This window comes from Paucibacter sp. TC2R-5 (genome assembly GCF_025717605.1).
Lineage (GTDB): Bacteria > Pseudomonadota > Gammaproteobacteria > Burkholderiales > Burkholderiaceae_C > Paucibacter_A > Paucibacter_A albus.
The window spans coordinates 248,738-265,287 of the sequence record NZ_JAJIRQ010000001.1 but is presented as its reverse complement, the minus strand read 5'-3'; the positions used below and the strand labels follow the sequence as shown (position 1 = coordinate 265,287).

10 protein-coding genes are annotated in these 16,550 nt (G+C 62.3%); 6 read left to right on the top strand and 4 right to left on the bottom strand.

Annotated elements, in window-relative coordinates; translation table 11 throughout:
- Window positions 1–4 precede the first annotated feature (4 nt).
- Complete coding sequence (aceF, locus tag LNV08_RS01115; RefSeq protein WP_263531812.1) at window positions 5–1,678, bottom strand: dihydrolipoyllysine-residue acetyltransferase; 1,674 nt, start codon at window positions 1,676–1,678, stop codon at window positions 5–7.
- A gap of 18 nt (window positions 1,679–1,696) precedes the next feature.
- Entirely contained in the window at window positions 1,697–4,420 is a 2,724-nt protein-coding gene (aceE, locus tag LNV08_RS01110) for a pyruvate dehydrogenase (acetyl-transferring), homodimeric type (RefSeq protein WP_263531811.1), read from the bottom strand.
- Between the two features lie 240 nt (window positions 4,421–4,660).
- On the opposite strand from aceE, the gene LNV08_RS01105 reads away from it, so the two are divergent.
- The 5 genes from LNV08_RS01105 (at window position 4,661) to LNV08_RS01085 (ending at window position 11,947) form a co-directional block, all read left to right on the top strand.
- A complete protein-coding gene (locus LNV08_RS01105) occupies window positions 4,661–7,255 on the top strand; it encodes a PAS domain S-box protein (protein ID WP_263531810.1) in 2,595 nt (864 codons plus the stop codon).
- Window positions 7,252–7,875: a response regulator transcription factor gene (locus LNV08_RS01100; protein ID WP_263531809.1), complete on the top strand. Its 624-nt coding sequence runs from the start codon at window positions 7,252–7,254 to the stop codon at window positions 7,873–7,875. Before LNV08_RS01105 ends, LNV08_RS01100 begins: the two co-directional genes overlap by 4 nt.
- Window positions 7,876–8,044: 169 nt before the next feature.
- Window positions 8,045–8,908 carry a bifunctional methylenetetrahydrofolate dehydrogenase/methenyltetrahydrofolate cyclohydrolase FolD gene (gene folD, locus LNV08_RS01095; RefSeq protein WP_263531808.1) on the top strand — a complete coding sequence of 288 codons (864 nt, stop codon included), beginning with the start codon at window positions 8,045–8,047 and terminating at the stop codon, window positions 8,906–8,908.
- The gene (locus tag LNV08_RS01090; protein WP_263531807.1) at window positions 8,905–10,926 is read left to right on the top strand and encodes a M3 family metallopeptidase; all 2,022 of its coding nucleotides are present in this window, start codon (window positions 8,905–8,907) and stop codon (window positions 10,924–10,926) included. Before folD ends, LNV08_RS01090 begins: the two co-directional genes overlap by 4 nt.
- A gap of 163 nt (window positions 10,927–11,089) precedes the next feature.
- On the top strand, window positions 11,090–11,947 hold the full coding sequence (locus tag LNV08_RS01085; protein WP_263531806.1) for a substrate-binding periplasmic protein: 858 nt from the start codon (window positions 11,090–11,092) through the stop codon (window positions 11,945–11,947).
- Between the two features lie 69 nt (window positions 11,948–12,016).
- On the opposite strand, the gene LNV08_RS01080 is transcribed toward LNV08_RS01085, so the two are convergent.
- Both LNV08_RS01080 and LNV08_RS01075 read right to left on the bottom strand, forming a co-directional pair.
- On the bottom strand, window positions 12,017–12,742 hold the full coding sequence (locus LNV08_RS01080; RefSeq protein ID WP_263531805.1) for a substrate-binding periplasmic protein: 726 nt from the start codon (window positions 12,740–12,742) through the stop codon (window positions 12,017–12,019).
- A gap of 46 nt (window positions 12,743–12,788) precedes the next feature.
- On the bottom strand, window positions 12,789–15,575 hold the full coding sequence (locus tag LNV08_RS01075) for a M16 family metallopeptidase (RefSeq protein WP_263531804.1): 2,787 nt from the start codon (window positions 15,573–15,575) through the stop codon (window positions 12,789–12,791).
- Between the two features lie 104 nt (window positions 15,576–15,679).
- On the opposite strand from LNV08_RS01075, the gene LNV08_RS01070 reads away from it, so the two are divergent.
- Window positions 15,680–16,531, top strand: a complete 852-nt coding sequence (locus LNV08_RS01070) for a PA4780 family RIO1-like protein kinase (protein WP_263531803.1) — start codon at window positions 15,680–15,682, stop codon at window positions 16,529–16,531.
- The last annotated feature ends 19 nt before the right edge of the window (window positions 16,532–16,550 follow it).

Here is a 16,550-nt window from a genome sequence, read left to right as displayed (position 1 = left end):
CCGATCAGAGAACAATGCGGCGGAAGTCCGCCAGCAAGGATGCAAAGTAAACATTGAAGCGAGCCGCCGCCGCGCCGTCGATGACGCGGTGATCCCAACTCAGGCTCAGCGGCAACATCAGGCGCGGTTGGAAGGCCTTGCCGTCCCACTTCGGCTCGATCTGGCTCTTGCACACACCCATGATGGCCACTTCGGGCGCATTGATGATGGGGGTGAAGTAGCGCCCACCGATGCCGCCCAAGGACGAGATCGTGAAGCAGCCGCCACTCATCTCGGCCGGGCCCAATTTGCCGTCGCGCGCTTTCTTGGCCAGCTCGCCCATCTCCTGGCTGATCTCGAAAATGCCCTTTTTGTCGGCATCCTTGATCACCGGCACGACCAAGCCATTCGGCGTATCGGCCGCGAAGCCAATGTGGTGGTACTTCTTGAGCACCAGCTTCTGTGCGTCGCCCTCGCCTTCGAGCGAGGCATTGAACTCGGGGAACTTCTTCAAGGCCGCCACCGCCGCCTTGATCATGAAGGCCAGCATCGTCACCTTGACGGCCGCCGGGTTCTTCTCGTTTTCCTTGTTGGTCTGCACGCGGAAGGCTTCGAGCTCGGTGATGTCGGCATCGTCATGGTTGGTGACATGCGGGATCACGACCCAATTGCGATGCAGGTTGGCGCCACTGATCTTCTTGATGCGCGACATGTCCTTGCGCTCAATCGCGCCGAACTTCTCGAAGTCCACCTTGGGCCAGGCCAGCAGGCCGGGGAAGGATCCACCGCCACCCGAGGAGGACGAAGCTGCAGGCGCCGAGGCCTTTTGCGCCAGCGTCTGCACCGCGCCGGCCATCACCGACTTCACAAAGCCCTGCAAGTCGATTTCCTGGATACGGCCATGCGGGCCACTGCCCCTGACCTCGCCCAGCGGAACACCTAACTCGCGCGCTTGACGGCGAATGCTAGGGGACGCGTGCGGCAGCTTGGTGTTGATGACAGTCGGCTCGTGGGCAGGTACGACTGCCGGCGCAGCCACCGCAAGGGCGGCGGCAGGCGCGGCTGCGGCAACAGATGCAGCGGCGGCGGGAGCAGCAGCGGCAGCCGGTGCAGCAACAGCGCCCTTCACTTCCACGATGGCCAGCAGCGAGCCCTTGGCGACCTTGTCGCCGAGCTTGACCTTCAAGTCCTTGATGACGCCGGCATGCGAGGACGGAATCTCCATCGAGGCCTTGTCGCTCTCGACGGTGATCAGGCTTTGCTCGACCTTGATGGTGTCGCCGACCTTGACAAACACTTCAATCACCGCGACCGACTCGAAGTCGCCGATATCAGGCACGAAGACCTCGACCAGCGCGCTGGCGGTGGGCGCAGCTGCTACGGCTGCCACAGGCGCGGCGACCGGTGCAGTGGCCGCAGCAGGTGCAACAGCCGGAGCCGGAGCTGGCGCAGCCGCTTCGCCGGCAGTCTCCAGCAAAAGCACCAAGCTGCCTTCATTGACTTTGTCGCCGATCGCGATCTTGATTTCCTTGACGACGCCGGCCGCCGAGCTGGGGATCTCCATCGAGGCTTTATCGCTCTCGACGGTGATCAGACTTTGCTCGAGCGCGACCGTGTCGCCCACCTTGACCATCAACTCAATGACGGCCACATCCTTGACGTCCCCAATATCGGGAACCTTGACTTCTACCAATGCCATGTCTTGTCTCCGCGGCGCTTATGCGTACAGGGGGTTGATCTTGTTAGCTTTGATGCCGTACTTGGCAATCGCCTCGGCCACGGTCGCCTTCGGCAACTTGCCTTCATCAGCCAGCGAGTTCAAAGCGGCGACGACGATGTAATGCCGGTTGATCTCGAAATGCTCACGCAGCTTGTTGCGGAAGTCCGAACGGCCGAAACCATCGGTACCCAGCACCTTGTACGAGCGCCCCGCAGGCACAAAGGCGCGGATCTGCTCGGCGTAGTTCTTCATATAGTCGGTCGAGGCAATCACCGGGCCTGTGGTCTGGCTGAGTTGCTGGCCCACAAAGCTGCCGCGCTGCGCTTCGGTCGGATGCAAGAGGTTCCAGCGCTCAACGTCCTGGCCTTCACGGGCCAGTTCGTTGAAGCTTGGGCAGCTCCAGACATGGGCGCCCACGCCCCAATCGGCTTCCAGCAAGGCCTTGGCGGCCTGGCTTTCCCGCAGAATGGTGCCGGAGCCGAGCAGATTGACCGTCAGCGCATTGTCCGATTTGCCAACATCGGCGGCTTCTTCCAGCAAATACATGCCCTTCAGGATCTGCTCTTCGGTGCCGGCCTTCAGGCCCGGCATCGCGTAGTTCTCGTTCAGCAGCGTGATGTAGAAGTACACGTTCTCCTGCTGCTCGACCATGCGCTTCAGGCCGCTGTGCAGAATCACGCCGACTTCATGCGCGAAGCTCGGGTCGTAGCTGATGCAGTTCGGGATGGTGCTGGCCAGGATGTGGCTGTGGCCGTCTTCATGCTGCAGGCCTTCGCCATTCAGCGTAGTGCGACCTGAGGTGCCGCCCAGCAAGAAGCCACGTGCCTGCATATCACCGGCAGCCCAGGCCAGATCACCAATGCGCTGGAAGCCGAACATCGAGTAGTAGACGTAGAACGGGATCATCACCCGGTTATTGGTCGAGTAGCTGGTCGCCGCGGCGATCCAGCTGGCCATGCCGCCGGCTTCGTTGATGCCTTCTTGGAGGATCTGGCCGTCCTTGGCCTCGCGGTAATACATGACCTGGTCTTTGTCGACCGGGGTGTAGTTCTGACCTGCGGGGTTGTAGATGCCGATCTGACGGAACAGACCTTCCATGCCGAAAGTGCGCGCCTCGTCGACCAGGATCGGCACGACGCGCGGGCCCAGATCCTTGTCACGCAGCAACTGGGTCAGGAAGCGCACATAGGCTTGCGTCGTGGAGATCTCGCGGCCTTCGGCGGTCGGCTCCAGCACGGCCTTGAAGGTGTCCAGCGAGGGCACGGTGAAGCTCTCTTCGGCCTTGACGCGGCGCTGCGGCAGGTAGCCGCCGAGGGCCTGGCGGCGCTCGTGCAGATAGCGCATCTCGGGCGTGTCTTCGGCCGGCTTGTAGTAAGGCAGCTTGGGCAGTTCGCTGTCCGGAATAGGGATGGCGAAGCGATCGCGGATGTACTTGATGTCTTCGTCGGTCAGCTTCTTGGTCTGGTGGACCGTGTTCTTGCCCTCGCCGGCCTTGCCCATGCCGTAGCCCTTGACGGTCTTGATCAGCAGCAGCGTCGGCTGGTTCGACACATTGTTGTGGGCAGCGTGGAAGGCCGCAAACACCTTCTCGGGCTGGTGGCCACCGCGACGCAGATCGAAGATCTCCTCGTCGCTCATATGTTCGACCAGCTTGGCGGTCTCGGGATACTTGCCGAAGAAGTTCTTGCGCACAAAGGCGCCGTCATTGGCCTTCATCGCCTGGTAGTCGCCGTCGACGGTTTCCATCATCAGCTGCTTGAGCTTGCCGCTCTTGTCGCGCGCCAGCAGCTCGTCCCAGCCCTTGCCCCAGACCAGCTTGATCACGTTCCAGCCGCTGCCGCGGAACTCGCCTTCGAGTTCCTGAATGATCTTGCCGTTACCGCGCACCGGGCCGTCCAGGCGCTGCAGATTGCAGTTGATGACGAAGACCAGATTGTTCAGGCCTTCGCGTGCGGCCAAGCCGATCGCGCCCAGCGATTCCGGCTCGTCCATCTCGCCGTCGCCCATGAAGGCCCAGACCTTGCGGTTCTCGGTGTTGGCAATGCCGCGTGCATGCAGATACTTCAGGAAACGCGCTTGGTAGATCGCCATCAAGGGGCCGAGGCCCATTGAGACGGTCGGGAACTGCCAGAACTCGGGCATCAGCTTCGGGTGCGGATAGCTGGACAGGCCCTTGCCGTCGACTTCCTGGCGGAAGCTGTCCAGCTGCTCTTCGCTCAGGCGGCCTTCCAGGAAAGCGCGGGCATAGATGCCGGGCGCGCTATGGCCCTGAATGTAGAGCAGGTCGCCGCCGTGGTTCTCACTCTCGGCATGCCAGAAATGGTTGAAACCGGCGCCCAGCATCGAAGCCAGCGAGGCGAAGGAGCCGATATGGCCGCCCAGGTCGCCGCCATCTTCCGGGTTCAGGCGGTTGGCCCGCACCACCATCGCCATCGCGTTCCAGCGCATATAGGCGCGCAGGCGCTTCTCGATCTCGATATTGCCGGGGCAACGTGCCTCCTGGTCGGCGGGGATCGTGTTCACATAAGGTGTGGTGGCCGAGAACGGCACATCGATGCCGGCTTGGCGGGCATGATCGATCAGCTGATTCAACAAGAAGTGCGCGCGTTCGCCGCCCTCCTCACCAATCACGGCGGACAGCGCGTCCAACCACTCCTTGGTTTCCATCGCATCGGTGTCGTTGGCTAAGGCGCCAAAAAATGACTGGGGCTGGGCGGACATGGGCTGAGTTCTCCGTCTGAGTGATTCGGGCCGGCCTCCCAGATGAAAGAAGAGGCGCAGGACCAATTGATTTAGAGGTTTACATCGAATACATCGCTGCGGAGTGTCGCACAAGTTTTGATCACTCTCAAATCGTGCGAGCAAGTTTCATATAATGAAATTCACTAAGAAATTAGGCCATAACGAACTCTGCGAAATGACAGAAAAGCGAGCGCCCCAGTTGCCCGGATAATTGCGGCCATGCCCAATGCATTCGACCTCTCCAGCGCCAAGCGCAGACTGCTGCTGCCTCTGCAGCGCCTTGCCTCCGGCTGGTGGCGCCGCCAATCCCCCGCCCGACAAGACCGCTTCGCCACTCTCGGCCCCTTGGTCTCGGTGCTTTTGTTCTTGACCGCCATCGTCTTGGCCTTCTGGTATTTGCGCAATGAGGAGATCGAGCGCGAATCCGAGGCGGTCAAGCGCGATACCGAAATCGCCCAGCAGCAAATCCGCGTTCGCCTGATCGAAAACCAAGAGCAGCTGATGCGCATTGCACGCGAAATCGTCACGCGCGCGGTGGACACCCATGACTTCAGCGCGCAGGCCAAGGGCTTCGCGCGCGAACGCCCCGAGGTCACCCATGTCACCTGGATCAACGCCAGGCGCGAAACGCGGGCCAGCGTCAGCGGGGCCGGCTTTCAAGACGACAGCCTGATGCATTCCGACGGCAATGACCCGTCGATGCCGGTGGCCAACCAGTCCAACCCGCCAGAGTCGGCGTTTCAAGCCGCCAAGGAGCGGCGCCAACCGGTCTATTCGCAGGTCTTCAGCGACTACAACGGCACGGCGGTTTTCCAGGTGCAAGTGCCCTTGATCGACCGCACTGGCTTCTCCGGTGTGTTGATTGCCGAGTACTCGGTCGAGGCGCTGCTGCGCTATTACGTACCGTCCGAGGTATCGGCGCGCCACAGCATGGCTGTGTTTGACAGCAGCGACCAAATGGTCGCGAGTTCAGTCACGCAAATGCCCGGCAAACGCAACAATAAGCGCCCCTCCATCCTGCATGAAGTGCCCTTGGCGCCTGCGATGAACGGGCTGGTGCTGCGCGGCGAAGGCTACCGCACCTCGATCGGACTGATCAGCAACACCTTGTTCTGGATGGTGGTGGCGCTGTCTACGCTGACCGTCTGGATGCTGTTCGGCACCTGGCGCCATATGCGCCGGCGCCTGCAAATCCAGACCGCGCTGACCTCGGAAACCAATTTCCGCCGCGCGATGGAGAACTCGATGCTGACCGGCATGCGCGCACTCGATATGGAGTCGCGCATCTCCTACGTCAACCCGGCCTTTTGTGCGATGACGGGCTTCTCGGAGGCCGAACTGATAGGCCGCAAGCCGCCCTTCCCTTTTTGGCCTCCGGACCGGCTAGAAGAAAACGCACGCCTGCTGCAACAAGAGATCCATGGCCGCAGCCCGGCCGGCGGCGTCGAGGTCAAGATTTTGCGCAAGGACGGCAGCATTTTTGATGGCCGCATGTATGTCTCGCCGCTGGTGGACACCAAGGGCAAGCAAACCGGCTGGATGACCTCGATGACCAATATCACCGAGGCCAAGCGTGTACGCGACCAGCTCTCGGCCTCGCACGAGCGTTTCACCACCGTGCTGGAGGGCCTGGATGCGGCGGTGTCGGTGCTGTCGGTGCAGCAGGGCGAGTTGCTGTTCGCCAATCGCAGCTACCGGCTCTGGTTCGGCGCCGACCCGGCCGGCCATGCGCTGCTGTCGGGTAGCCAGTTGGGTCGCAGCGCCGGCCCCGATGTGGACGAAGAAGTCGATGACTACTCGGGCTTGCCGCCCCAGCATTTGAGCGAGGCCGGCAACGCGCCGCGTGAGGTCTTTGTCGAGTCGCTGGAAATGTGGTTTGACGTGCGCACCCGCTATCTGCAGTGGACCGACGGGCGCCTGGCGCAGATGCTGATTGCCACCGACATCACCACACGCCGCCGCGCCGAAGAACAAGCCGCGCTGCAGGCCGAGAAAGCGCAGATGACCAGCCGCTTGATGACCATGGGCGAGATGGCATCCAGCGTTGCGCATGAGCTGAACCAGCCGCTCACCGCGATAACGAACTACTGCAACGGCATGGTGTCGCGCGTACGCAATGACGCGATACAGAAAGACGATCTATTGGCCGCGTTGGAGAAGACCGCCAAGCAGGCCCAGCGCGCCGGCCAGATCATTCACCGCATCCGCAACTTCGTGAAGCGCAGCGAGCCCAAGCGCGAAGCCGCGCAGGCGCATGACATTGTCGAGGACGCGGTCGAGCTGGCCGGCATCGAGCTGCGCCGGCGCAATGTGGCCATCCACACCTATGTGGCGCAGCGCCTGCCGCAGTTGATGGTGGACCCTATCCTGATCGAGCAGGTCTTGATGAATCTGCTCAAGAACGCGGCCGAGGCGATCGACAACGCCGGCCTGCCGGCCTCGCGCCGGCATATCGAGCTGCGCGTGATCCCCAAGCACACGCCCGAGTTGGGCGGCCATATCGACTTCAGCGTGACGGACATGGGGCCCGGCATGCCGGAGGAAGTGATCTCGCGCATGTACGAGGCCTTCTTCTCCACCAAGTCGGACGGGCTGGGCATTGGCCTAGGGTTATGCCGGTCTATTGTGGAGTCGCACAAGGGCCGGATCAGGGCCGAGAACTTATACAATGGCGCAGCTATTGTGGGCTGCAGGTTCGCCTTCAGCATCCCGGTAGACATCTCCCGCATTGACCCGACTACGCCGACCAGCGTGGCCGGAGCGAGCGGGCCAACAGCACCAGCAGCAGCAACAAACCAAATTTCGACACCATGAGTCTGATTCCGAAGAAGGGCAATGTCTACGTTGTCGATGATGACGAGGCCGTACGTGACTCATTGCAATGGCTGCTTGAGGGCAAGGACTACCGGGTTAAATGCTTTGACTCGGCCGAATCATTCCTGAGCCGTTATGACCCGCGCGAAGTCGCCTGCTTGATCGCCGACATCCGCATGGAAGGCATGAGCGGCCTGGAGTTGCAAGACCGTCTGCTGGAGCGCAAGAGCCCGCTGCCCATCGTCTTCATCACCGGTCACGGCGACGTGCCCATGGCCGTGCAGTCGATGAAAAAAGGCGCGCTGGACTTCATCGAAAAGCCCTTCAAGGAAGACGAACTCGCCGCCATCGTCGAGCGCATGCTCGAACAGGCTAGAGCCGCCTTCTCCACCCATCAAGAAGCCGCCAGTCGCGATGCCTTGCTGCAGCGCCTGACCACGCGCGAGTCGCAAGTGCTGGAGCGCATCGTCGCCGGCCGCTTGAACAAGCAGATCGCCGATGACCTTGGCATCAGCATCAAGACCGTGGAAGCGCACCGCGCCAACATCATGGAAAAGTTGAATGCCAACACGGTCGCCGATCTGCTGAAGATCGCCCTCGGCGCACCGGCCAAGGCTTGATCAAGACCTGACCCCAAGAAGCGCGCCGAGAGCGCGCTTTTGCTTTTTTCGGAGATGAATATGACCGCAGAACTGATCGATGGCGTGGCCCTGTGGCTCCGGCATCACATCGCTGCGCGATATGAGCCTTCACCGCAACGCCAGAACCTGATCTTTGGAGACCACTGACATGACAGCAAAACTAATCGATGGCGTGGCCTTGTCCCAACAAGTCCGCGCCGAAGTAGCGCTGCGCGCTGCAGCGCTGACGGCCAAGGGCGTCAAACCAGGCCTGGCCGTCGTGCTGGTCGGTGACAACCAGGCCTCGCAGGTCTATGTGCGCAACAAGGTCAAGGCTTGCGCCGACGCGGGTCTGCACTCGGTGCTGGAGAAATACGACGCCAGCATGAGCGAGGCCGACTTGCTGGCCCGGGTTGAAGCCTTGAACAATGACCCGTCCATCCACGGCATCCTGGTGCAACTGCCGCTGCCCAAACATATCGACGACCACAAGGTCATCGAAGCGATCTCACCCGAGAAAGATGTGGACGGCTTCCACGTCGCCAGCGCCGGCGCGCTGATGGTAGGCGAGCAAGGCTTCAAGGCCTGCACGCCATACGGCTGCATGAAGATGTTGGAATCCATAGGCATGAAGGATTTGCGCGGCAAGCATGCCGTCGTGATCGGCCGCAGCAATATCGTCGGCAAGCCGATGGCGATGATGCTCTTGCAGGCCAATGCAACCGTCACGGTCTGCCACAGCGGTACGCCCGATCTGGCCTTTCACACCAAGCAGGCCGACATCGTCGTCGCCGCAGTGGGCAAGCGCAATGTGCTGACGGCCGAGATGGTCAAGCCCGGCGCGGTCGTGATCGATGTGGGCATGAACCGCAATGACGAGGGCAAGCTCTGCGGCGATGTGGACTTCGACGGCGTCAAACAAGTCGCCGGCTGGATCACCCCGGTGCCCGGCGGCGTTGGGCCCATGACCATCACGATGTTGCTGGTCAACACCATGGAGTCGGCGGAGCGATTTGCTGCGGAGGCCCCATGAATAACCCATTACTCTCCACCGCCGCCCTGCCCGCTTTCGCCAGCATCAAGCCCGAGCACATTGCCCCCGCCATCGAGCAGTTGCTGAGCGAATCGCGAGCGGCGCTGGCGCTGGCCACCTCGGATGCGACAACGGCCGACTACGACGCGCTGTCGGCCAGCTTGGGCGTTGCCACCGAACGATTCGGGGCGTCATGGGGCGCGGTCAGCCACCTGAACGCCGTCGCCAACACGCCCGAGCTGCGCGAGGCCTATAACGCCGCGTTGCCGGCCGTCACCGAATTCTTCACCGAACTCGGCGCCGACGAAGCCCTTTACGCCAAGTACAAGGCGATCGCCGCAGCCCCGGGTGCGGCAAGCTTGAGCGCGCCCCGCCAGCAAGCGCTCAAGCTCTGGCTGCGCGACTTCGTGCTTTCGGGCGCCGAGTTGCAGGGCGAAGCCAAGGCCCGCTTCGCCGCGATTCAAGAGCGCAGCGCCGAACTCGGCCAGCAGTTCTCCGAGCATGTCTTGGATGCGACCGACGGCTATGCCTATTACGCGAGCACCGAAGAAATGGCCGGCGTGCCGGCCGACGCCATCAGCGCCGCGCTTGAAGCCGCCAAGGCCGAGGGCAAAGAGGGTCACAAGCTAACGCTGCACTTCCCCTGCTACTTGCCGGTGATGCAATATGCGAGCAAGCGCGACTTGCGCGCACGTCTGTACCGCGCCTATGTGACCCGTGCCAGCGAGCTGGGCGACAAGCCAGAGCTGGACAACAGCGCCATCATCGAAGAGCTACTGCGTCTGCGCCATGAAGAGGCCGCGCTGCTGGGCTTTGCGAACTTTGCCGAGGCCGCCATGGTGGCCAAGATGGCCGACTCGCCGACCCAGGTCCTGGACTTTCTGCGCGATCTCTCAAGCCGCGCCCGCCCCTTTGCCGAGAAAGACCTGGCCGAGCTGCGCGAGTTTGCCGCCAAGGAACTGGACTTAAGCGATCTGCAGCCCTGGGACACCGCCTACGCGTCCGAGAAGCTCAAGGAAGCGCGCTACGCCTTCAGCGACCAGGAAGTCAGGCAGTACTTCACCGTGCCGCGCGTGCTGGCCGGTCTGTTCGACATCATTGAGCGCCTGTTCAATGTGAAGATCAGCGAGCAGCCGGCCGAGGTCTGGCATGAGTCGGTCAAGTTCTATCAACTGGTCAGAGACGGAGCCCTTGTCGGCCAGTTCTACCTCGACCTCTACGCCCGCAACGGCAAGCGCCCCGGCGCCTGGATGGACGAGGTGCGCAGCCGCTGGGCGAGGCCGGACGGTGCGCAGCAAACGCCGGTGGCGCAGCTGGTGTGCAATTTCTCTTCGCCCACCGCCGACAAGCCCGCACTGCTCAGCCATGACGACGTCACCACCCTGTTCCACGAATTCGGCCATGGCCTGCACCATCTGCTGACGCAAGTGGATGAACTCGGCGTCTCCGGCATCTCCGGCGTCGAATGGGATGCCGTCGAACTACCCAGTCAGTTCATGGAGAACTTCTGCTGGGAATGGGAAGTGATTCAGAAACTGACCAGCCATGTGGACACCGACGAGGCGCTGCCGCGCGAACTGTTCGACAAGATGACGGCGGCCAAGAACTTCCAAAGCGGGCTGCAGACCCTGCGCCAGATCGAGTTCTCGGTCTTTGACATGCGCTTGCATGCCGAAACGGGCAGCGAGGCCGCCGTGCAAGCACTGCTCGACCAAGTACGCGCCGAAGTGGCCGTGATGGCCGCACCCGCCTTCAACCGCAGCCAGCACAGCTTCTCGCACATTTTTGCGGGCGGTTATTCAGCCGGCTATTACAGCTATAAATGGGCCGAGCTGCTGAGCGCCGATGCTTGGAGCGCGTTCGAGGTCGAGGGCGTTTTCAACGCCGCTTGCGGACAGCGTTATTTGCAAAACGTGCTTGAAGTAGGTGGTTCTCGGCCCGCGATGGAAAGCTTCAAGGCCTTCCGAGGCCGCGAGCCGAACATTGACGCCTTGCTGCGCCATCAAGGCATGGCCTGAGCTTGTCATCGCAAGGCCTGTGCTGACCGATTCAATAGACCTTTGTGAGGTCAGCGAAGTCTGCTCTTGAGCTTGTGCAGGAATTCGCTCAAACTCCGGCCACCGCAGGCCGAGCAGGAGTGCCCCATTGAGCGAAGACTTGCCACAAGATTGCACAGGCCGTATGCGAGTATTGCGGCAGCCACGGCGCCTGCTGTGCTGGATTTTGGCGGGTACTTTTGCTCAGCTGGCCCCAGCGCTCGCGGCGCCGGAACTGCGGTTTTTGACCACCGAATACCCGCCCTACTCTTCGCCCAAGCTGGAGGGAGGTGGCGCGATGGAATGGGTGTTGCGGGCGGCACTTGAGCCACGCGGCTATGTGATTCAAGTCCAGCCGGTGCCCTGGGCGCGAATCTCGCGCGAAATTGCCCAGGGGCAGGTGGATGGCGTGATGCTGCTCTGGCCTACCGATGTGACCGAGCTGGGCCTCTTGCCCACACAGCCAGTGTTCATCAGTCATCTTGGCTTTTTCGTGCGGCGCGAACAGTGGCAGGTGCAAGGCATCAGCAACTGGCAGATGTTGAAGGGGCAGACTGTGGGCGTCGTGCGCGGCTACACCTACCCCGATCAATTGCACGCGACCGGGGCGGTCTTGGAGCCGTCCCTCAGCGACCTGCACAATTTGAAGAAACTGGCGGCCAAACGCTTTGACTATGCAGCTCTGGAACGCGCGACTGGCGAACACCAGCTGGCTCAGGATGCAAACGGCGAGTTGGCACGCAAGCTTGTTTGGCAGGCCCCGGCCTTGGTGAGTATTCCTTTGACCTTCGGCATCGTGCCAGGGCGGCCCGGGGCAGAGAGACTCCTGAACGAATTGGAGCTGGGCCTGCAGCAATTGCGGGGGCAACGCGCCCTCAAAGCCATGCTGGATAAATTCAAGGTCGACCCGGCCGCTGCGCTGCAGCCCGAACCGCTGCCAGCCCTCAAGCTGCGCCGGGCAAGCCCTGCGAACCCCAATGCTCGCCCCAGCAAAACCCAATGAATCCGCGCCGCGCCGCGTCTTGCTGGATTCGATCAGCAAGCAGCCGCAGCGCTTGTATCAGTCGCAGACTCAACGACAAAAAGGCACATGCGCATTGAAGCGCACGACAAAATCGGGCTCGCTCAGCAGGAATTTGCGGCCGAAGTAAGCATGCAAGGGGCTGTCTTGGGCCAGTACGGTGCGAAAGGACTTGGGATCCAGACCCTGCTCCTTCATGGCCATGGCGATGGCCAAATCGCCACCCAGAATCGCGTCGGCGCGGCCGCCGCGCACAAAGGCACGTAAGAGCATTTCGTCGCTGGCGGGGCGCAGCACCACTTGATACTTCTGTTCCTCGAGCATCTTCAAGCGGTTGGAGCCGAGATGGGCGCCGACTCTGGCTGTCGCCTTGAATTCGGCCGATAGCGGATCAAGCTTGCTGGCGGCAGGCAAATACCACACCCATTTTTGATCGGCGATCACATCCGTCGCCTGCGCCCAGACCAAGCGCTCGGGCCGCAAGGTCGCGGGGAAGAAGCCGTCCACCTCGCCACGCTCCGCCATCAACTGCACCCGCGCCCAAGGATAGACCTCCACCGCATAGCTGCGGCCCATGCGTTTGAGCACACAGCTCACGACCCGCACGGCCACGCCGTCAAATGATTTGTCTGCCTGGTAGCTGCCGTAAGGGGCCTGATCGTGCGTACCCAAGCGCACGGGCAAGGGCAAGGACTCGGGCCCGTGCGCTGCGACTTCGCCACCTGGGCCGGTGATGGCCAAAAGGCTGCAAATGGCCAAGACTCGAAACTGGTGCATGCCCTTAATGTACCTATTTGGACCGCAGCGCTCAAAGCCGCCCCCATCAAGGCTTGTCTTTGAAATCCCCCACGGTCGAGATCACGAAGCCCTCAGCCTTGATGTGGCGTCGCCAAGCTGCGTTGACCTGTTCCAGCGTGGCCGCCTGGATGGCTGCGTCGCGGGCGGCGACATAGGCCCAGTCCTTGCTTCGATCGACCAGCAGATTCAGCGTGCCGGCCAACTGCGCCTCGCTGGCACGTGCCTGCAGCCGCGCTTCGGCCAAGTCCTTCTTGGCCCGCTGCAGTTCAGCCTCGCTGATGCCGGTTTCGTTCATGCGGCGCAGCTCGTCTTGCACCAAGGCAATCACCGCGTCGCGGTTCTGCGGTGCGAAGCTGCCACCAATGCTCAGGCTCGCATCATTGCCCCAGAACGGCGCATTCAGGCCGGCGCCGATGCCATAGCTCAAGCCCTCTTGCTGGCGCACCCGCGTCGACAAACGGCTTTCCATGCCACCCGCGCCAAACACCTGCACGGCCAGATTCAAGGGAACAAAGTCGGCGTCCGCTTCGCTGAGTTTGAAGTCCAAGCGCATGCGCAGGGCGGCATTGGCCTTGTCGCGCGCCAGCACGTCAAAGCGCGCGGCTGGGATGGCCATATGCGCCGGGCTGTGGCGAACAAAACGCGTGGTGGCCGATTTCTTCCAAGCACCGAAGAGCTGCTCGATGGCCGCGTCTAAGCCGGCCGGCAGCGCACCCACCACCGCCACACGCGCCTCGTTGGCAGACCAATAGTCAGCGTGGAAGCTGCGTACATCGGCCAGCTGTGTTTCTTGCAGCTGCGTGATTTGCTCGTCCAGGCTGAGCTGGTAGTCGGGGTGGCCCAGCTGCACGCCCAGGGCGCGGTTGTAATGCGCACGCACGGCCTCGCGCCGCAAAACCTCCAGCTCCTGGCGAGATGACTGCAAACCGGCCAAGCCGGCTTGCTTGATGCGATCGAATGCCTCGTTAGGCAATGCGGGCGCTTGCATCAAGCGAGCAGCCAGCTGCAAGACCTCGATCAAGCTGCCCTGCTCAGCCGTGATGCTCAGGGTCGCACCCTGGTCGCCGCCACTGATGCTCATGCCTGCCTTGAGTCGAATCAAGGCGTCTTGCAGCGCCTGTTTGCTCAGACCGGCGCTGCCTTCCATCATCAGCTCACCCACCCAGCCGGTGCCACGCCGCGCGAACGTGGCCTCGCGTTCACCCCAGCGCAGCTGCATTTGCATTTGCACATTGTTGCCACGCGTTTGCTTGGCCAAGGTCTGCAGCACGGTGCCGCTAGGCAGCGTCTTCATCACGGTGCGCTCTTGCAGCTTCGCGGGCGTGGGGTCAAAGCGCTCGCCCTCTTCCACCTTGGGCGGGCCTTTCAGATCAGCCAAGCGCTGGTCGAGCGGCGGCGCTGCCGGAATCTCCACCCGCGTGACAACATCGGCCGGCACATAGCGCCCCAGCGTGCGGTTGGCCGGCTGCAAATAGGCTTTGCGTACCCGCTCCACATCGGCCAAGGTGACGCGCGGCAAGTCCTCCATCAGCTGAAACAAGAGGCGCCAGTCGCCCGCGCCCAGCAGACCGGAGATCTGCTGAATCAGCGCTTCCGGGTTCTTCATCTGCTCGCGGTAAGAGTTCAGCGCCACATCGCGCACGCGCTGCAATTCCTCCTCGGTGAAGGGCTTACCGGCGCGGCCTTCGACCAGATCGAGCAGCAACTTTTCGACCTTGTCGGCCTGCTCTTGCGTCGGCGGAATCGCGATCGCCGTGATGCCGCCGGGCGCCTGCCCGCCTAAGCCGCCCAAGCCGGCATGCAGCGCCAGCTTGCTTTCGACCAGCTCCTTGTAGAGCTGCCCGCTCGGCGGCATCGACATCAGCAGGCTCAGCACCAGCAGCGGCGCCGAATCGGCATGCGCAATCGCCGGCACATGGTAGTAGGCGACCAGGGCGGGCTGGCCGCCAACGCGCCGCACCACCACCGTGCGCTCGCCGTCCTGCGCCGGCTCTTGTGTGTAGGTCTGCAGCAAGGGCTGCTCGGGCTTCTTCAGCGGGCCAAAATGCTCGGCGATTTTGGCCAGTGTGCTGGCGGGATCAAAGCGCCCTGCCACCAGAATGGTCGCGTTATCGGGCCGGTAATGGCGTTTGTAAAAGGCCTGCAGCCGCTCGATTGGCACGTTCTCGATATCGCTGCGCGCGCCAATCGTCGAATTGCCATAGGGGTGCCAGTCATAGGCCACCGCCTGGACGCGCTGGAACAGCACCTGCATTGGCTCGTTCTCACCGCGCTCGAACTCATTGCGCACGACGCTCATTTCCTTGTCCAGATCGGCGCGCGCGATGAAGCTGTTGACCATGCGGTCGGCTTCAAGAGCTAACGCGAAGTTCAAAGTGTCGGGGTTGGCGTTGAAGGAGGCAAAGTAATTGGTGCGGTCATTGGTGGTCGTGCCGTTGAAGCGGATGCCCTTGGCGGCAAAGGCACCGGGGATGTCGCGGTGCGTGGGCGTGCCCTTGAAGACCAGATGCTCGAGCAAATGCGCCATGCCGTACTCGCCCTGCGACTCGTGCCGACTGCCCACCCGGTAGGTGATGTTGACGGTGGTGGTGCTCTGCGCTTCGTCGGGAAAGAGCAGGATCTGCAGGCCATTGGGCAGGCGGTATTCGCTGATGCCGCCGAGCTCGCGCACAAAAACAGCTGGGTTTTGAGCGACAGCGGCCTCGGCCGCAACCATGGGCGGCGCTTTTGTCTGAGCGCAACCGGCCAGCCATTGCGTGGCCAAGACAGCCGCCAACACACCTGCAGACAAACGAAAAGGAAAACGCAACATACAAGACCCAACTCCGCAAAAGGGAAACCCCGATGCCCGGCATTCTGAGGCCAGAATACGTGCTGACTTTCAGCGCAGGCACGCGCCCCGACAATAGCCAAGATATGAAGACACCGAAAAGATTGCAATCTCTGCTTGACGAAGGCCTGATCGACGGCGTATCGCGCCAATTGATGAGCGGCAAAGAGGCCCAAGTGTTCGTCGTCCAGTGCGGCGGCGAAACCCGTTGCGCCAAGGTCTACAAGGAAGCCACCCAGCGCAGCTTCCGCCAGGCGGTCGACTACACCGAGAACCGCAAGGTCAAGAACAGCCGCGAGGCCCGCGCCATGGCCAAGGGCAGCAAGTTCGGCCGCGAAAAGCAAGAAGAAGCCTGGCAAAGCGCCGAGGTCGATGCCCTCTACCGACTGGCCGGTGCCGGCGTGCGGGTGCCTAAGCCCTTCAACTTCTTCGAGGGCGTGCTCTTGATGGAGTTGGTCACCGACGCCGACGGCTCGGCCGCACCGCGCCTGAACGATGTGCAGTTCACGCCGCAGCAAGCCTTCAAGCATCACGCCACGCTGGTGCAGGAAGTGGTGCGCATGCTCTGCGCCGGCATCGTGCATGGCGACTTATCGGAGTTCAATATCCTGCTGGCGGCGGACGGCCCGGTCATCATCGACCTGCCGCAAGCGGTCGACGCGGCAGGTAACAACCACGCTAAACGGATGCTCTTGCGTGACGTTGAGAATCTGCGTAATTTCTTCGGCCAGTTTGCACCCGACTTGCTGCACAGCGACTTCGGCCATGAGATCTGGGCCTTGTTCGAGCGCGGCACGCTGACGCCCGACGCCAGGCTGACAGGCCGCTTCGTGCACCAGAACCGGCCGGTCGACTTGCGCGGCGTGATGCGTGAAATCGACGACGCCCGTGATGAAGATTCGGCGCGGCGCCTGCGCATGCAGCAGCAGCAACAGTAACTGCAATATTCACGGCAAA